The sequence below is a fragment of the Paenibacillus etheri genome (assembly GCF_001012825.1).
Lineage (GTDB): Bacteria > Bacillota > Bacilli > Paenibacillales > Paenibacillaceae > Paenibacillus_AQ > Paenibacillus_AQ etheri.
The window spans coordinates 184,202-201,204 of record NZ_LCZJ02000018.1 but is presented as its reverse complement, the minus strand read 5'-3'; the positions used below and the strand labels follow the sequence as shown (position 1 = coordinate 201,204).

The 17,003-nt window shown below is 41.3% G+C and carries 13 protein-coding genes; 2 read left to right on the top strand and 11 right to left on the bottom strand.

What is annotated here, in order from left to right; all coding sequences use genetic code 11:
- Positions 1-2 precede the first annotated feature (2 nt).
- The gene (locus tag UQ64_RS06370; protein WP_042190334.1) at positions 3-1,061 is read right to left on the bottom strand and encodes a FecCD family ABC transporter permease; all 1,059 of its coding nucleotides are present in this window, start codon (positions 1,059-1,061) and stop codon (positions 3-5) included.
- A gap of 213 nt (positions 1,062-1,274) precedes the next feature.
- Here UQ64_RS06370 and UQ64_RS06365 point away from each other — a divergent pair, with 213 nt between their 5' ends.
- Positions 1,275-2,282 carry an ABC transporter substrate-binding protein gene (locus UQ64_RS06365; protein WP_060622643.1) on the top strand — a complete coding sequence of 336 codons (1,008 nt, stop codon included), beginning with the start codon at positions 1,275-1,277 and terminating at the stop codon, positions 2,280-2,282.
- A gap of 286 nt (positions 2,283-2,568) precedes the next feature.
- A complete protein-coding gene (locus UQ64_RS06360; protein ID WP_060622642.1) occupies positions 2,569-3,486 on the top strand; it encodes a DUF7916 family protein in 918 nt (305 codons plus the stop codon).
- Between the two features lie 97 nt (positions 3,487-3,583).
- Here UQ64_RS06360 and UQ64_RS06355 read toward each other — a convergent pair whose 3' ends face one another.
- The 10 genes from UQ64_RS06355 to sigF form a co-directional block, all read right to left on the bottom strand.
- Positions 3,584-3,805, bottom strand: coding sequence for a hypothetical protein (locus UQ64_RS06355; protein WP_060622641.1), 222 nt, complete (start codon positions 3,803-3,805; stop codon positions 3,584-3,586).
- Positions 3,806-3,841: 36 nt separating this feature from the next.
- Positions 3,842-5,830 carry an FtsX-like permease family protein gene (locus UQ64_RS06350; RefSeq protein ID WP_060622640.1) on the bottom strand — a complete coding sequence of 663 codons (1,989 nt, stop codon included), beginning with the start codon at positions 5,828-5,830 and terminating at the stop codon, positions 3,842-3,844.
- Positions 5,820-6,587 (bottom strand): ABC transporter ATP-binding protein, encoded by a 768-nt coding sequence (locus UQ64_RS06345; RefSeq protein WP_060622639.1) that lies wholly within the window; start codon positions 6,585-6,587, stop codon positions 5,820-5,822. The genes UQ64_RS06350 and UQ64_RS06345 overlap by 11 nt, the downstream gene beginning before the upstream one ends.
- Before the next feature lie 135 nt (positions 6,588-6,722).
- Entirely contained in the window at positions 6,723-8,129 is a 1,407-nt protein-coding gene (locus UQ64_RS06340; RefSeq protein ID WP_060622638.1) for an MFS transporter, read from the bottom strand.
- 189 nt (positions 8,130-8,318) lie between these two features.
- Positions 8,319-9,323 (bottom strand): helix-turn-helix transcriptional regulator, encoded by a 1,005-nt coding sequence (locus UQ64_RS06335; protein ID WP_060622637.1) that lies wholly within the window; start codon positions 9,321-9,323, stop codon positions 8,319-8,321.
- Positions 9,324-9,574: 251 nt separating this feature from the next.
- Entirely contained in the window at positions 9,575-10,666 is a 1,092-nt protein-coding gene (cheB, locus tag UQ64_RS06330) for a chemotaxis-specific protein-glutamate methyltransferase CheB (RefSeq protein WP_060622636.1), read from the bottom strand.
- Positions 10,667-10,707: 41 nt separating this feature from the next.
- Positions 10,708-12,306 (bottom strand): methyl-accepting chemotaxis protein, encoded by a 1,599-nt coding sequence (locus UQ64_RS06325; protein WP_060622635.1) that lies wholly within the window; start codon positions 12,304-12,306, stop codon positions 10,708-10,710.
- A gap of 204 nt (positions 12,307-12,510) precedes the next feature.
- Complete coding sequence (locus UQ64_RS06320) at positions 12,511-13,173, bottom strand: response regulator transcription factor (protein ID WP_060622634.1); 663 nt, start codon at positions 13,171-13,173, stop codon at positions 12,511-12,513.
- A 40-nt stretch (positions 13,174-13,213) separates the two neighbouring features.
- The gene (locus UQ64_RS06315) at positions 13,214-16,147 is read right to left on the bottom strand and encodes a sensor histidine kinase (protein WP_060622633.1); all 2,934 of its coding nucleotides are present in this window, start codon (positions 16,145-16,147) and stop codon (positions 13,214-13,216) included.
- Between the two features lie 97 nt (positions 16,148-16,244).
- A complete protein-coding gene (gene sigF / locus UQ64_RS06310) occupies positions 16,245-17,000 on the bottom strand; it encodes an RNA polymerase sporulation sigma factor SigF (protein WP_042129724.1) in 756 nt (251 codons plus the stop codon).
- Between the last annotated feature and the right edge of the window lie 3 nt (positions 17,001-17,003).

The window sequence follows — 17,003 nt, the reverse complement described above, 5'->3', positions numbered from 1 at the left end:
CATTACAGCTCCCTCCTTTCTTTACGTGCAAGATAAAGGAAGAAAGGAACACCGATTAGTGCAATAATAGCGCCAAGTGGCGTTTCATTAGGTGGATTAATCATCCGCGCCGTTAAATCTGCAAATACAGCAAGTAAACTGCCAAGGATCGCTGAACAAGGAATGATCCATCTGTAATCGACACCCACAAAAAATCGTGTCAGATGCGGAATAATAAGTCCAATGAAACCTACTGCACCAACTACGGCAACCGATGATCCGGCCAAAATCAAAACAATTAATGCACCTGCCAACTTCACAAGCCCTGTACGCTGACCTAGACCTTTCGCAACATCGTCACCTAAACTAAGCATCGTGATCGATCGAGAGATTACCATTGCACCAATTAAAGCCGCCCCTATCCAAGGGAACATGATTTTGAGTTGGATCCATTTCGTTCCAGCCACGCCTCCCGCGTACCAGAAAGCTAAATCTTGACCAATGTGAAAATATAAAGCTACCCCTTCACTCAGCGCCGACAAAAGTGCACTAAAAGCAGCACCCGCCAGCACCAAACGAGCAGGAGTTAATCCTCCCTTAGCAAGTGATCCAATTCCGTATACTACGCCAGCACCTACTCCGGCACCCACGAATGAATATAGAATCAAATACATAAACGATAAATTTGGAAAAAAAGCAAAACACAGTGCGAGCGCAAATCCTGCGCCTGAGTTGATACCCATCAGACCTGAATCCGCTAATGGATTTCGCGTCATCCCTTGCATAATGGCACCTGCAACTGCAAAGCTGGCCCCTATCATTGCCCCGCCAAGTACACGTGGTAATCTTAATTCTCTAATAATCTGATGATCCATGATCTCCGGATCAAAGTGAAACACAGCTGACCATACTACAGACAGCTTAATATCCGCTGCGCCGAAGGAGACGGAAACAGCGATACCTAATAATAATAACGCCAGACCGCCAACCAAGATTAATGTTGCCGCCCAAGGACGTGAACGAAATTCTCGTTTAACTACTCCTTTATCGGCTCCTATCCTGGTAGTTATCTGTTGATTCATGAATGCCACCCTATTTCTGTGAAATTGATTCTCATTATCATTAGCCTATTGTAAATTACATTTCCTAGGTTTGGCAATAGATAGATTTAATTGATGCTATTTAATTTATTGCATTGACAGGAATTCTTGGATTTGATAAAGTTCAAATTGAAAATAATAATGATAATGATTCTCATTATTATTAGTTAGCACGTATATATAGGGAGGTTTACCATGTTTAAAAGAAAGACCCTCTTCCCCATCCTGGCACTCACAATGTTATTGGCCGTATTTGTGACCGCCTGCGGGGGAACGAATAATGCTTCATCTAATACCCCAACAGCTACAACCGAAGCAACAACAGCTCCGAGTGCAGAGGCAACGGCTGCTCCTGATGCTTCTGCTGCTGAAACGCGTAGCTATGAAACTACTAAAGGTACTGTGCAAATCCCAGTTAAACCTCAGCGTATCGTTACAGATTATTATGGCGGGGAATTGCTTTCTGTTGGAGCTAACGTTATAGGTGTCGAACCTAGTACTTTTGACAACCCCTTCTTAAAAGATTTACTCAAAAATACACAAGATGTCGGTGCTCCAGTCAACGCTGAGAAAGCTTTAGAGCTTGCACCTGATCTAATTGTCGTTATGTACGATGACAACTACGATGCTTTATCCAAAATTGCGCCAACCATTCATATCCCTTACGGAACTGCTACGAACATCTATGAAACCGTAAAACTATTCGGAGATATTGTAGGAGCACCTGACAAAGCTGAACAATTCATTGCTGACTTTGAGAAAAAGGCTGCTGAAGGCCGCGAAAAGCTTAAAGATGTCGTGAATGAAAATGATACATTCGGAATCTATGAGCTGACAGATAAAGGTGAGCTATGGACCTTCGGTAACAATGCGGGCCGTGGTGGACAAGCCCTTTATAATGCACTTAAGCTGAAAATGCCTGCTAAGAACAGCAACGACAACCAAACACTGCAGCTATCCATAGAGCTATTGCCAGAATATGCTGCTGACTACATGTTCCTAACTACTTATGATCCTGATAAAAAAGGCGATAAGTTGAAGGAGTTAAAAGAATCGCCAGTCTGGAACGGACTCGCTGCTGCGAAGAACGGTCATCTATTCTACAACGATTTCGATACCTACTATCGCTATGATCCTATTGCCATTACTGCGCAAATCGATCTGTTCGTTAATATGATTCTTGAGCGTAAAGGTAAGAAATAAGAATAGGACACAAAGAAACACCACTTAGCTCCCTGAACTGTGACTCACAAGAAAGACACTTTGAAAAAAGTGATCTTCTTGTGGGTCTTTTGTGTTTTTATCAGAATATTCGTTTCATCTATATTGAGGCATATATCTATAATTGACAATTTTAACAAGTGAAATTATAATTCAGTTCAACTACATATTTAAGTATACAGCGTGTTACCATTCCATGGGCAATAGCTGAGAAGGATATCCTTTTCTGCTATTGCCTATTTTATTATTAATTATTGGAGGGAATATTATGACAAAACGTATATTAGATTGTAACGCTTCAGATTTTGTAGAAATGAAAAAAATAGATATATTAGATTCTATTGTTGCTAGTGAAGGTAGAGTCTTAGTATCTGAAATCATTGGATTGTATAATCCTACACTGCATGCGGTTAGTAATGCGGAACTTGCTTCAGCCTTTGGTGCAGATATTTTACTGTTAAATATGTTCGACGTTTATGAGCCTATATTTAATGGAATCCCAAATGTTGAAAAACAAAATATAATTAAAGAGATTAAAAGATTGACTGGAAGGTTGATCGGGATTAATTTAGAGCCGGTAGATCATGATCAAGAAATTATAGGTGGATTCACAGCGATATCACAAGGGAGACTTGCTACTACGGATACGGCTAAAACTGCTTATGAACTAGGAGCAGATATGATTATTTTAACGGGTAATCCTGGTACGGGAGTTTCTAATAAGGCAATTACAAGTTCCTTGAAAGGGATAAATGCTATTTTGGGAAATGAAATAATTCTAGTTGCTGGCAAAATGCATGCATCTGGATCACTCAAGGAAGCGGGTGAAAATATAATCACCAAAGCTGATATCAAGGAATTTGTTGAAGCAGGTGCCAATATTATATTAATGCCTGCACCAGGAACAGTTCCAGGTATTACCATGGAATACATTAAAGAGTTAGTTACATATGCACATAGTCTTGGAGCTTTAACCCTGACGGCCATAGGCACCTCTCAAGAAGATGCTGACTCTGACACGATAAAACAAATCGCCCTCATGTGCAAAATGACTGGAACAGACATGCATCATATTGGCGATGCAGGTTATAAAACGGCTAATCCTGAGAATATTATGGATTATAGCATTGCTATTAGAGGAAAAAGGCACACTTATATTAGAATGGCCCGATCCATCAATAGATAATTTGAGCCAACGGTAAGAAATAAGAGTAGAGACACAAAGAAACACCCCACTTATTAGATATCGCCTAAAGTGGGGTGTTTGGGTTATGCAATGAATATCATCTAGTGTAATTCTCGTACTGATCGCTTTTGTTTAATTTTTTGTACATATACTCATCATTCTTAAGCTTGTAGAGCTGGCCCATACCCGCAAAGACGAAAAACAGTACCAAAATCAATAAATACGCATAGGTGAATTCACCAATATAAAAGCAAGTGACAATAGCAATTAGGGTCAAGATCAACAATGCCACTGCAATTCTGGATAAAATATTCTTCAAACGGAATCCCCCTACAGTTTTGTATAATATACACTATCATATTTCAATGTAAATGGGTGTCGAATCTTGTTCTGTTAAGGGAATTTTGAGTAGTTGGATATGAGCCAGCATCTTGCGAGTGTATATTCTGGTATATAGATAATAAAAGAGCACTTGAAATAAAAGATAGGCCCCTCCTACTAACAAACAAAACCAAAACGGCCCCAGAGCTACGGACATTTCAAATCGTGAAGAACTAATAATATACACAGTAGCCAGCGCAATTCCTAGTATATAAGGGAGAAAAAACAACACTTTAAAAGGACCGCCTATCATTTGCGCTACTTCCTTAGAAGTAATTCCAATCTTATTCAACTTCCCGAATTTGATCTTCTCTCGCTCTAAATCGGTCTGGATACTGAAATGCAGCACTATACAAGAGGCACCAAAAAATATTAGACCCACGAAGGTAATGACGAAGATTCCAAATCTACCAGACTCCTTCAACTGTAAATACTCACTTATTCTAGATTTCGTGGAGAATACGAGGGCCTCTTGCCGCTCATTGCCATACCAGGACTCTGTATTGTCTTTGTTATATTTGGCTAAAGCGGAATTAAGCTTAGCATCTATATCCGCAGTTTTTTTCCAATCCTTAAAATTCAGGAGCTGAAGATTACCGATCGCATTTTTATTTTCCGCTTTCAGCGCCATATAATCCTCTTCGTTTACAATGACATGAAGACCATTCATGAGATTTGGCACAGGATTAAATACCATGTTAAATAGGATACCTTGTGAGTACAGCGTATGCTTCCCGGAAGAAAGCTTCAGATCAAAGGTGGGCATTTCCGGTCTTTGATTCTTCCACTCTTCTCCTTGTGCAACTATAGCCAGATTAAGAAAGTGATCTTTCTCCACATGATAATCACTGCCGATCAATGTGTTTATATTCTGGTCCAAAAATACTTTGAAATTGAACAAGTCGATATACTCCAGCTTTTGGTGTGAAAGCAGCGGTGTGGCGCCATGATCCGTGATCTCGCTTAATGTCTTTGGTGAGATGCTATTTTTCCCGAATACTTCTGAATAGGCAATATCATATGGATTGTTTTTAACAGGAATAGCCTCAGCATTCCAGGTAATATAAAAGATAATGCCACTTAGAAAAACCGTGATGAAGACGAGGAAGGTGATGAGAGAAAGCACTATTTTGGAGCGCCCAAGAGTATAGTTCAAATCAGAGCTAAACATTAAATGCTTATGATAAGCTTTCGTTGATCTCAAAAAAATGAGCTTCATCCAGTCACAAAGACCTGACAGCAGCAAATAGACACCCACCATACTTACTCCAAGATTGATTAACATCATACGGGCATCATCAGGGTTGTAATGAATGATCATATCAAAAACGGAGATCCCTAGTAGGATGACTCCGAAGACCCCAGTGAACTTCCCATGAAGAAAGCTACGCTCTGCGGTTCTGGATTCTTGTAGAAGGCGTACAATGTTGTATCTTAGCGTTAATAATAAATGGATTCCAATCACAGCTATGTAAATAACCCCAAAGAATTTAATTGTATACAGATAACTATCCAGCGTAAGTGAAAAAGCACTGTTCCCAATATCAACAAACAACGAGATGATGAAGAAAAAAAGACCTGAGAAAACCGTCCCTGCACCTAAACCCGTGAGAATCGAAGCTAATGCAATCATGCTATTTTCTAACAAAATGATTTTACGGATATTGTGACTCGTCATTCCAAGAACCATTAATAGACCGAAGTCGCTTTTTCTAAATTTCAAAAAGGCCATTTGAGCATATACAATAAATAGAACAGCAAACACTCTCATAACCAAGAAAGGAGCATATAAATTACCGGACACCATCCCGTTCACTTGATAGGGGTCATTAAAATCAGGGTTCGTATACAGGGAGTAAAAGGCGAAAAAGACCATAATCGTAAAGCTGCTGCATAGGAAAAATAACAAATACCTTCTAAGGTTCGCCTTGAAAATCTGAAAAGCCATTCTCCTAAAGGTCATCTTCTCCCCCTCCAATGAAGGCCAGATTCTCCAGAATCCTATCAAAAAATGCTCTCCGCTCTTTATTTTCCCTAGTAATCTCTAATAGCATCTTCCCATCCTTGATAAAAAGCACGCGATTACAATAGCTGGCCGCAAAAGGATCATGTGTGACCATCACAATCGTTGCTCCTTTCAAAGCATTCAGCTTAGCGAAGGTCTTCATCACTGTACTTGAGGATTTGGAATCCAAATTCCCAGTTGGCTCATCAGCAAAAATCACCTCCGGACCATTAATGATCGCTCTGCTAATCGCGGCTCGTTGTTGCTGTCCTCCTGAAACCATATACGGATATTTGTCCTTCACCTCACCCAGATCAAATAGAGACAACGTCTCATCCGTCCTGCTATTGATGTCTTCCACCTCTTGGTCATCCAGCACCATGGGCACCATTATATTTTCCCGTAGGGTCAGGCTATCCAGCAGATTGTAATCTTGAAAAACGAACCCCATTCTCTGCCGGCGAAACAGTGCAAGCTCATTCTTAGACATCTCGCTTATACTAGTCCCTGCAATCCGGACTACCCCACTATATTCCGTGTCGATCCCGCTAAGGATGTTTAACAGCGTCGTTTTACCGCTCCCCGAAGGTCCCATAATCGCTACAAGCTCACCGCTATCCACACTCAGGTTTATCCCGTTTAGCGCCTGAAATACATTCATTTTGCCCTTGCCTTTATATTCTTTAGAGAGACTCTCTACCTCTAGAATGGGCATGCTCGCACCTTCCTCTTCATAGCTTGGAGTGGATTAACATTAAATGGAATTCAATCACTCGCTATTACTATAAAGCTAAGAATGGAGTTCGTTTGTTAGATTGCTCACAGCACAAAAAATAGGATACCTCTTCTATCATTTCCTCTCTCGCATGAAACAAAGACAAACGAAACCAGTAAAAGCAAGTCCTCCAATAGCCGTTAAGGAGATCGAAAACGCCCTTACATAATCCGCTAAATCTGCTTCCAAAAGAGAATGCTTTAGTGAAGAGGAGAACAAAATACCGATTAGAGCCACCCCTAACGAATTTGCTAAATACATAAATGTAGTGATCAAACCTGATCCTGTGCCCGTAATCCTTGCAGGTACTGAACTAAGCGTGACGTTGACTAGTGGTGTAGTTGCCATGCCGAGACCGAAGCCATATATCAATAATATTAAAATATTTCGTACGCCCAGCAGATGCGTCGCATCCACATTTAGCTCCCATATAAGCAATAAACTAGAGCATCCCATCATCAGTGCACCTATTTTGAGTACACTCATCCTCCATCTTCTGACCATTCGAGACGATATCAGGGAAGTCAGAAAAAAGCCTATACCTATAGCCAAAAAAACCAAACTCGTATCTTGAACATTATAGTGCACGCCAAATTGCATATAGTAGCTTAAAACAAAAAAGAAGGAGAACATGCCTAGGTAAAGGACAAGCACGGTCGCCAGACCTACACTAAATGTTCGATGTCTGAAAATATACAAATCGACTAATGGACAATTCCCCTGCTTTCCTTTCCGATTTTCAACCCAGATAAAAGTAAACAACATGAATAAAGCTATAATTAGACAGCCTGAGATCCACAATGGCCACCCTTGTTTTTGTCCCTCTGATAACGGATAGATCAGCAGGAACAAACCGGTCAGCAGTAGGATGCTTCCCGTCCAATCAATACTGTGCGTCTGCTCGGCCCGTGTTTCAGGAACAATCGGCATTAACAGCAGGACGAGAAGTCCGAATGGCACATTGAAAAAAAATACCGTTCGCCAACCGAGATCGAACGGATTCCAATTCACAATAGTTCCTCCGAGAATGAATCCGAAAGCGAATCCAATGCCAATCATTGCACCATAAATACCGAAAACAAGCCCCTTTTCCTTGGGCAGATAGCTGACCTGAAGTGTAGACAAGACCTGAGGCTGGATAAGCGCAGCTGCCATACCTTGCACGATGCGAATAACAATCAGAAGCGCCGGATCTGAGGTCAAACCACCCAACACTGCCATAATCGTAAATCCACTCACTCCGATAATCAGCATTCGTCTTCTGCCGTATATATCCCCAAGCTTTCCACTAATAATCAACGCCACAGCTAATCCTAGCGAAAATCCGGTGACGATAAGCTGTGCTTCAGAGAAGCTTGCATTCAAGTCATTTTGCATTAATGGAAGGGCGACTTGAATCATGTAAGTATTTAATGAAATAAGTAATGTTGGAAGTAAAATAACTCCTAGTGCATACCATCGGCGCGAATCAACTTGTTGCATTGTATTACCACCTCTTCATGAAATCTATGGTAATGATTATCATTTAGTACGGTCTTTTTCTCTACCTGTTAAGGGAGGTTTACTCCTTGATAAGGGAGCAAACAAAAAAACCTCAAGCAGGCAGAATATAGCGTTCGGTTCCGAACCCTATGTTCTACTGCTTGAAGCCATCTGTAAGTACAAATCCTTCTAGATCCTATTTCGCTCCAAAGTCTGTTGTTCGATACGTTTTAAGTATTCGCTTGGATTGCAGCCATAATGCTTACGAAAGGTTGTCGTGAAATTGCTGACATTACTATATCCGACCGAAACGGCTGTTTTTCCTATATTCAAACCTTCTACCTCCATATACCAAAGCGCTTTCTCCATCCGCTTTATACGTACAAGCTCGAAGATCGTCATGCCAAATAACTCACGGAAGCCCTTTTTTAGCTTGAATTCGTTAATGCCTACCCGTTTAGCCAACTCACGTATAGATAGCGGTTGTTCGAAATGGATTTGCACCAACTCATGTACCCGCTTCAGATTTGTAATATCATCAAGCCGGAGCGTCATGTTTCCGCTCAAAGAACCGTAACTATCAGACTCGCCAAACATAGCGATAAATTCAAGCGCTTTACTCTCCATATATAATCGTCTCAATGTTCCATGATAAGTACAATGTATCATTTCAGAGACACATTTTCGGATCGCTGCAGTATCAGGAAAACGATCAATATTTCCTCGATGATGTGTAAGCCATGTCTCCATTTGGTGTCTCTCCGATAGATCTCCGGCATAATATAGCAGTTCGCTAGGAGCTAGCCGTATTTCTAACAATTGATTGGGGACACCTGCCTTTTTCTCTTCATACACCTGAACATCTTCTAGAAAAAGGACATTGCCCGTTTGTTTATCCGTATGACTTTCCTTACCGTTCCATTCGCAATAGATTTCTCCGCTTATGTTATAGCTTAGTTCGAATAACGGACAAGCTTCTTGAATGTGGAGCTTCATATCTTGTTCGTACGTTATGTCCGTATACATGATCTCCATACCTGGACGAATACGCGTACGAGTGACGCTTCCCTTACCAATATGTGAAGGTATAGTAAGCCGTTGTTCCCATTGGTTCTGTACAACACGCCCTTCTATCTGTTCTGTAAATTGATCAAAAAGATCATGGATCTCCATATTCAATATATTTAAAGTCATCGGAAGCCTCTCCTTCTTCGCCCTTTGTATAAGATGAAGTATCTAATTTCTCCTCTTTCTATGGATCTTCGAAGGCAGTGATTTCATCCAATACAAATAAAGCCGTTCACAACTCAAATGATAATCGTTATCATTTGATAGTGTCAACATGAAATAGATCCATAGAATTTGTCTTCACTCGGGATGATACCTAGGTTTATATAAAAAAAGCGTTGGTGGAGTTTCCCCCTACCAACGCCTACTGGAATGATTTATTTATCGAATTTGTTTGCTAGCTCCCCTGTAACCTCCATAATCTTCGAGGCTAACAAATGCGAAGGAACCACATGATCCACACACCCTAGCGCCAACGCCGCTTCAGGCATTTCATTTACAATCGAAGTCTCTTGTGATTCTACAAGAGTAGATCGAGCGCCAGCTTGTCTGGCGTAGAACATCCCTCTCGCCCCATCGTTTCCCATTCCGGTCATCAGGATCAAGTGCTGCTTCAAGCTTTTTAATCCAGAGATCGATTTGAACAATACATCAATGGATGGACGGTTCCCGTTTACTAGAGCTTTCCTGTGAAGTTTGATTTTACATGCTTGCCCTTGCTGAACTACAGTCATATGACAATTACCTGGTGCGATATATGCTGTTCCGCCGAGTACTAACTGATCATCTTTCGCCTCAAGCACCCTTACACTTGAGAACCGATTCAATCGTTCCGCCAATACTTTCGTGTACTTGGACGGCATATGCTGAACGATTAGCAAGGGGTATGGGAAGTTCGCCGGAAGCGAGCTAATTACGATTTCAAGCGCCTTCGGGCCACCTACTCCACATCCTATAGCCACGATTTGATCCACTTCTTCCATACATCCTGTATTAGAGCTATCATCTACCTGTTGTCCTGCAATCACTTTGGAGACCGTTATATTGTTAAGGATGAGGGTTCTCAATGGGATTTGGGCAACTTGTTTAATTTTGAATATTAGCTCGTCTCTTATTTGGGATAAATCAGGTCCATGGGACTGAGTAGGCTTGGATATGAAATCCACTGCTCCGTTCTGTAGACCTGTGATTGTTGCTGTTATACCATCCTTCGTCCCTGAGCTCAGGATAAGGATAGGCGTTGGGCGCTGTGACATAATGCTAGAAAGTACTACTAAACTATTCAATTCCGGCACTTCTATATCAATCGTCACGACATCAGGCCTGAGTTCTTGAACCATGCTAACCGCTTCGGATGCATTTCGAGCTGCTCCAATGACCTCGATAATTGAATCCTCGGCAATAAGGTTCGAGATCTGTCTACGCATCATTACTGAAGTAGCTACAACGAGCACCTTTAACTTTTGCACTACTTCTCCTCTCCTATCAATGATGATCCCCATGACACGGTTTATTTAACTTTAAAAATAGATACTAGAGCATTCAGTTCCTCAGCAAGCTGTGCTAATGCATTAGCCGTTGTTGCCGTTTCACTACTACTTGCCGCCATTTCTTCCGTTGCTGCCGATATACTCTCGATCGAGTACAACACCTCTGATGATTGCGCGGCCTGTTCTTCACTAGCAGCAGCGATTTCTGTTACTTTATGAGCGGTATCGTTCACCATAGAGAGAATATGATCAAAGGCTTCCCCATTTTTTTGTGAAAAAGCTACGCCTTCGACTACCGCATTCACACTTTGGTGTGTATTTTTCTGCATTTCTTTAATTATGTTCGTGACTTGTTTCGTAGCCTCACTGCTCCGCTCTGCTAACTTCCTTACCTCATCTGCAACAACGGCAAAACCTCGGCCTTGTTCACCTGCACGAGCCGCTTCTATAGCTGCGTTTAAGGACAGTAAATTTGTCTGTTTTGCAATATCATCAATGACTGCTATAATCTCTCCAATTTTATCAGAGCCTTCTTCTAGTCTGGACATTTGGTTATTAAGTAACGTCATCCCTTGTATGGAGTCGGTAACCACTGTACCACCGTCCTGAGCGATACGCATGGTTTGATCTGACAGCTCTGAAGCATGCTCTGCACTCTGGGCTACTGAATTAATCGCTTCAGACAATTCCCGAAACAGCTCATTCATCGTTTGTGCTGCAGTGGCTTGACTCATACTGCTGCTAGCCACTTCCTCTGTACTGGCTGATATCTGTTGCGCAGCAGCCGAGACACTTTCCGCAGAGGACAAAATCCCCCCTACAGTGCGCCTTAAGTTCAAAACCATTTCATTCACTGAATTTGCGAGTTTTCCGATCTCATCCTTGGAATTCAAATTCGATGTTTCGCTTAAGTCTCCATTGGCTACTTTACCTAACAGGCGCATCACTTGATTTAGAGGCCGTGCGATAATTTGAGAGATTAAATAACCAAAACCCACGCTGATCAGAAGTGCAATAATCGTAACACTAAAGGTAATCAACCGAGAGGATTGATATAGTTTATTAGCGCTATCACTGGATCCCTGAGCCTGCTTCATATTGATATCAATTAAACCTTGCAGGAAATCCGTCACCTCCGTAGTAGCCAGCTGTAAATCTCCTGTTAGCAAATAATTCGTATACTCTTCATTACTAATATTTTTTTTATCCACTTCAATCGCATGATCCACGCTGGTGATATAGCTTTGCCAGATCTCAGGATAAGTCTTCATCTTCTTTAATTCTTCTTCTCTCAACTTTGTCTTACTATATTTATTCATGATATCTTCAATGCTTTGGACATTCTTATGTATTTTATCTCGATACTCTTTTTTCTCCACCTCGGTTTTGGCCATCGTATTAATATCTCGAATGTTTATTCTATTCGTTAAAAATAGTTCATTTGCTTCACCGAGATAGGCAATCGGTGTTAAGCGATTATTATACATATCCTCGATGGACTCATTCATCTTACTCAAATTGCTTATTCCGTAGAATCCTACAAAGCATAATATGACTGATACTAACACAAATGCTGAGATTAGCTTCACTGCTGTTCTCAAATTATAAAACCATTTCACCCTTCTGCACCTCATTACGTTAGTCAATTTTTAGTAATTCTTAGGAACTATTTCATCATAAACTGTAAGCAGAATATGGTAACCGAAAAAAAATGGCGTGATCACGCAAAATTATTGCGCATCCCCGCAAAGAAGCGCAAAACAAAAAATCCCGTCTCACCATCCAGTGAACGGGATTTAAATCTATAGGGTTGTAACGTATTTTCACAATGAATTAGTAAAATCTGATTCCTTCAATATTCCGAGGCGTTTAGCTTTTATAGCTGCTTCAATTCTAGACTTCACATCTAGCTTTTGGAACAAATTCGTTAAACTATATTCGAGAGATCGCTGACTCATCAGCACAATCTCCGCTATTTCTTTATTACTTTTTCCTTTTGCGATTTCCGTTAGCATTTCATGTTCCCTTTTGCTAATCATGGAGACCGCTTGTTCATCATTGATTTCTAATCCTTTAGGCGGTACTTTTCTTAACTGCTTGACTAAGGTCCGCGGTAGAATGACTTCTCCTCTTAATGCACAGCGTACCGCTGTAATCAACTGCTCTCTATTGGTCGTTTTGGAGATAAACCCAAATATCCCCGATTCGATCATCAGGTTAAATTTGTTGGTAAATTCATATCCGGTATAAATTATGATAATCGCATCTGCGTTCATTGTTAATACTTGCTTCGCCAAATCAATCCCATTCACATCCGCGATATGAAGATCAAATAACATTACGTCAAAGGAATGACTACTCATCATTTCAAGCACCTCAGACGCTGAATTAGCTAGAGTAACCTTCATATCCCCCTCTTGCTCTAATATCATTCTAGTCCCTTCCATAACAGATGGATGATCATCCACTAACAATATTCGAATCATGCCTCTGATTACCCCTCTATCCAATTGTTATGCCGCATGATTACTCTGCAGGTATAGATATATTGACCGATAATCCCTTTTTCTCTGGCGAGTGGAATACTATCGTCCCATCCATACTTCGAACCCTTTCTTTCATCCCGTAAATCCCCATACTTGTAAGAGAATCCTCTCCAAAAAGGCTCATTCCAATTCCGTTATCTTCATAATCCAAATGAATATGCCCCCCTTCACTGGCTAAGGTGATGTAGACTTCTGTCGCAAAAGAATGCTTTGCTGCATTAGCTAGAAGCTCTTGCACAATACGGTAAAGTCCTATAAGCACTTCATCATCTAACTTATGTGTAAATGCTTCAGATTCGAAATAAATCTGATAGTTGGTACGTAGTTGCGTAAATTCAAACAACGTCTCCAGTGAGGAGATAAGACCCTCATTGATTAATGCAGGAGGTCTAAGCTCGTTACAAATAATCCGCAGCTGATAGATGACATCCAGTAATCCTTCTGCAATCTGTTCTAGCTGTTCTCTAAGTTCCCTATTGATGGACTTTTCACCTAAAAGAAGATCCAGCTTACGATACCAGATAATCTGTTCTTGAAGCGCTGAGTCGTGTAAGTCCTGAGCAAGTCTTTTTCGCTCATTCTCGGATAAATTAAACATAAAGCGGAGAAGCCATGTAGGGGCCACCTGCATAGAAGCAGCCAGCTCAAGATCCTTCGTTAAATCTTCGATAAGCAAAAAGTGATCAAAGAGAACACTGACATACCGGGTAATCGTCTCCAGCCACACTCGAATAGAACCGATTTCTAGTAAAAGCGTCTTCTCGTTAATCGATAGCAAGTAGCTTTTTCCTCTGGACTCCCCGATCTTGAGTGAATACCCTTGCTCCGTCTCGATAATTTCACATAATTTATCATGGTTAGATTCAACTGCGATAAATTTTATATTTGTTATCTGCAGAGTTTCTCTGACTTCTCTAAGTAACCGCTGTTCCATATGACTAATCTTCATCACACCAAAAAGATCTTGGGAGAACTGATCGAGACTCGTTTGCAGGCGAAAATACCGTTCCTCACTCTCTCGAATAATCTGCTCTGTATGTTCTCTGTCCGCATCTGCTTTTTTTCGATCACTTATATCCCTAAATATAGAGATACATGCGACTCTTCCCTTGTACAAAATGGAGCTAGCTGTTACCTCTACATCGATAATCGTTCCATCTGAACGTACGACCTTTTGTTCAATAGGAGCTAAGATCTTATAGGGTTCTTTATAGATCTCGCGCATGCGTTCTTTCGCCAGCGGCAGATACTTCGGATGCGCCCAATTGAAAATATTTTTACCGATCAATTGACTCTCATCGCTAACTCCAAATAATCCAAGACAGGAGAAGTTTACATAAACAAACTTATAATCGCTATGCAGAACGACCGCTTCAGGCGACATCTTGATCAGCTGCTGATTGAATTCCTCGCTCTCCCTTAATTCTTTTTCCATTTGGACTCTCTTAGTAATGTCTCTTGCTACAATTACGATACTCATTACCTCTCCATCCTCACCTAGAACGGGAGTAGCAAGACATTCTAAATTTAAGATATAACCTTTTGTGTGAATAAAACGATTGTAAAACATCTTACTTGCTTTTGTCCGAAAAATATTTGATATTTGTTCACGCAAGCTATCTTGCTCATCTGGATCGATATACTCTAGGATGGTAGTGTCCTTGATTAAACCTACAGGAATGCCGATTAGGGTCTCACAGGAGGGAGAGGCTACAATAAAATTCCCTTTCTGATCCAGAACCCCCATCATATCCTTCATGTTATTAATAATAAGTCTGTACTCTGCTTCACGCTGTGCCAGCCTATGTTCTACTTCTACTGTTGATGTTATATCTTTAGCAACCACAAAAGCACCCACAATACGACTATTCACATAAATCGGGATATTCTTCATAATCCAGTGACTCTCTGATCCATCCTCACGGGAAGATGTTACAACATAGTGCTGAGCAGATCCCAGTATTGTTTTTTCAAAAGAATCCGACATCTTTGATATATTCTCTACACCAAACAGATTCCTGATCGACAAGTTATCTCCGAGCATACTTAGAGCTTCTCCAGTAATTTGCTCTGCCGCAGAGTTGATAGACAAAATATTACCTTGCAAATTCACCTCGCATACGACATCTGAGTTATATTCGAATAAGGATTTATAGCGTTGTTCACTTTTGAGTAAAGCCTCCTTCATTAACTTTCTTTCCGTGATATCTGCCAAGATCCCGTCAAGCCGAACCACCGCTTGGGATTCATCCAGACTGGGTATAATTCTGACCTGTAACCATCGAGGCTCACCACTTGCGTGGATGATTCGATACTCACTTAGTTGCGGAATCCCTTGTCCAACCGAAGATATGATCTCTTGAATCAAAGGGTTTTCTTCCTTATGAGCAATACGGAACCAAAAATCATCCTCTTTCGCCTGTTCAACGGAATAACCGGTAATATTGAGAACAGCATCCGATATAAACAACACTTTCTTTGCTACATAATCGTATGACCAAATCGCCACATCAAGGTTAGAGAACATCTGTTGATATAAGGAAAAGGTGCTTAGTAATTGAATTTGCGCTGTTTTTTGATCAGTAATGTCCAGCATAACTCCATCTATTCGGCAGACCTTGTTCTCCTTATTTAGAATTGGAGTGCCGATACTTTGAACCCACTTCAGTCCAGCAGCAGGTAGCTGCATCCGATATTCAAGACTACTGATATGACCAGCAGTTAATCTTTCCATGTAGGCATCATATCGATCAAGATCCACTACATACACAAGTTCCCGCAAAAAAATAGGGCTGAGCGGTACAGTCTTACTTGTGCAACCAACCCATTCCTCTAAAATATTCGACATCGTCAGCAGATTCTCTTCCATATCCATAGACCATGTGATCACATTCTCGTCCCCGAGTGAATGCATATTGAGATCACCTCCACATAAAAAGCCCCCCCTTTTCGGGGCGGCTTTTTGTTCTAGTTCGCTATTTTACAAGCGTCTTTACATAAATATCTTTATCCTACTGAGCAATCTGCTCACGGATATTCTGCAATATTTTCTTCTCCAGCCGGGATACCTGTACTTGAGAGATCCCTAGACGACTGGCAACCTCCGACTGCGTTTGATCACGATAGTAGCGAAGATAGACAATTAGACGCTCACGTTCACTGAGGCCTCCGATAGCTTCATTTAATGCCAGCTTGTCGAACCAACGCTCCTGTGATTCGTCAGCAATTTGATCAATCAGCGTGATCGGATCTCCATCATTCTCGAACACCGTCTCATGGATTGAGGTCGGTGGCTTATTGGCTTCTTGCGCGAATACCACTTCTTCGGGCGTAACCCCTAGAGCTTCTGCAACTTCACCAATCGTAGGCAGACGATCAAGCGTCTTAGACATTTCATCCTTCATCTTACGAACTTTATTCGCCATTTCCTTAAGGGAACGACTGACCTTTAAGGTGCCATCGTCACGAAGGAAACGCTGAATCTCACCGATAATCATCGGCACCGCATAAGTGGAGAACTTGACCTCATAGCTGAGGTCAAATTTATCAACGGACTTCAGGAGTCCAATGCAACCGATCTGGAACAAATCGTCAGGCTCATACCCGCGGTTCATAAACCGTTGCACTACCGACCAGACCAGTCGGATATTACAGCTTACAAGCGTGTCGCGGGCAAGACTATCTCCGGCCTGACTGAGCGCGATAAGACGTTTGACCTCCGCATCGTCCAAATAGGTCGGCGGAGCTTTTTTTGACTCTGCATCCATGGC

What these genes read in the sequence shown, in the direction of transcription:
- UQ64_RS06370 (WP_042190334.1), bottom strand. Translation starts at nt 1,061, where the DNA reads ATGAATCAACAGATAACTACCAGGATAGGAGCCGATAAAGGAGTAGTT.
- UQ64_RS06365 (WP_060622643.1), top strand. Translation starts at nt 1,275, where the DNA reads ATGTTTAAAAGAAAGACCCTCTTCCCCATCCTGGCACTCACAATGTTA.
- UQ64_RS06360 (WP_060622642.1), top strand. Translation starts at nt 2,569, where the DNA reads ATGACAAAACGTATATTAGATTGTAACGCTTCAGATTTTGTAGAAATG.
- UQ64_RS06350 (WP_060622640.1), bottom strand. Translation starts at nt 5,830, where the DNA reads ATGACCTTTAGGAGAATGGCTTTTCAGATTTTCAAGGCGAACCTTAGA.
- UQ64_RS06345 (WP_060622639.1), bottom strand. Translation starts at nt 6,587, where the DNA reads ATGCCCATTCTAGAGGTAGAGAGTCTCTCTAAAGAATATAAAGGCAAG.
- UQ64_RS06340 (WP_060622638.1), bottom strand. Translation starts at nt 8,129, where the DNA reads ATGCAACAAGTTGATTCGCGCCGATGGTATGCACTAGGAGTTATTTTA.
- UQ64_RS06335 (WP_060622637.1), bottom strand. Translation starts at nt 9,323, where the DNA reads ATGACTTTAAATATATTGAATATGGAGATCCATGATCTTTTTGATCAA.
- UQ64_RS06320 (WP_060622634.1), bottom strand. Translation starts at nt 13,173, where the DNA reads ATGATTCGAATATTGTTAGTGGATGATCATCCATCTGTTATGGAAGGG.
- UQ64_RS06315 (WP_060622633.1), bottom strand. Translation starts at nt 16,147, where the DNA reads ATGCATTCACTCGGGGACGAGAATGTGATCACATGGTCTATGGATATG.
- sigF (WP_042129724.1), bottom strand. Translation starts at nt 17,000, where the DNA reads ATGGATGCAGAGTCAAAAAAAGCTCCGCCGACCTATTTGGACGATGCG.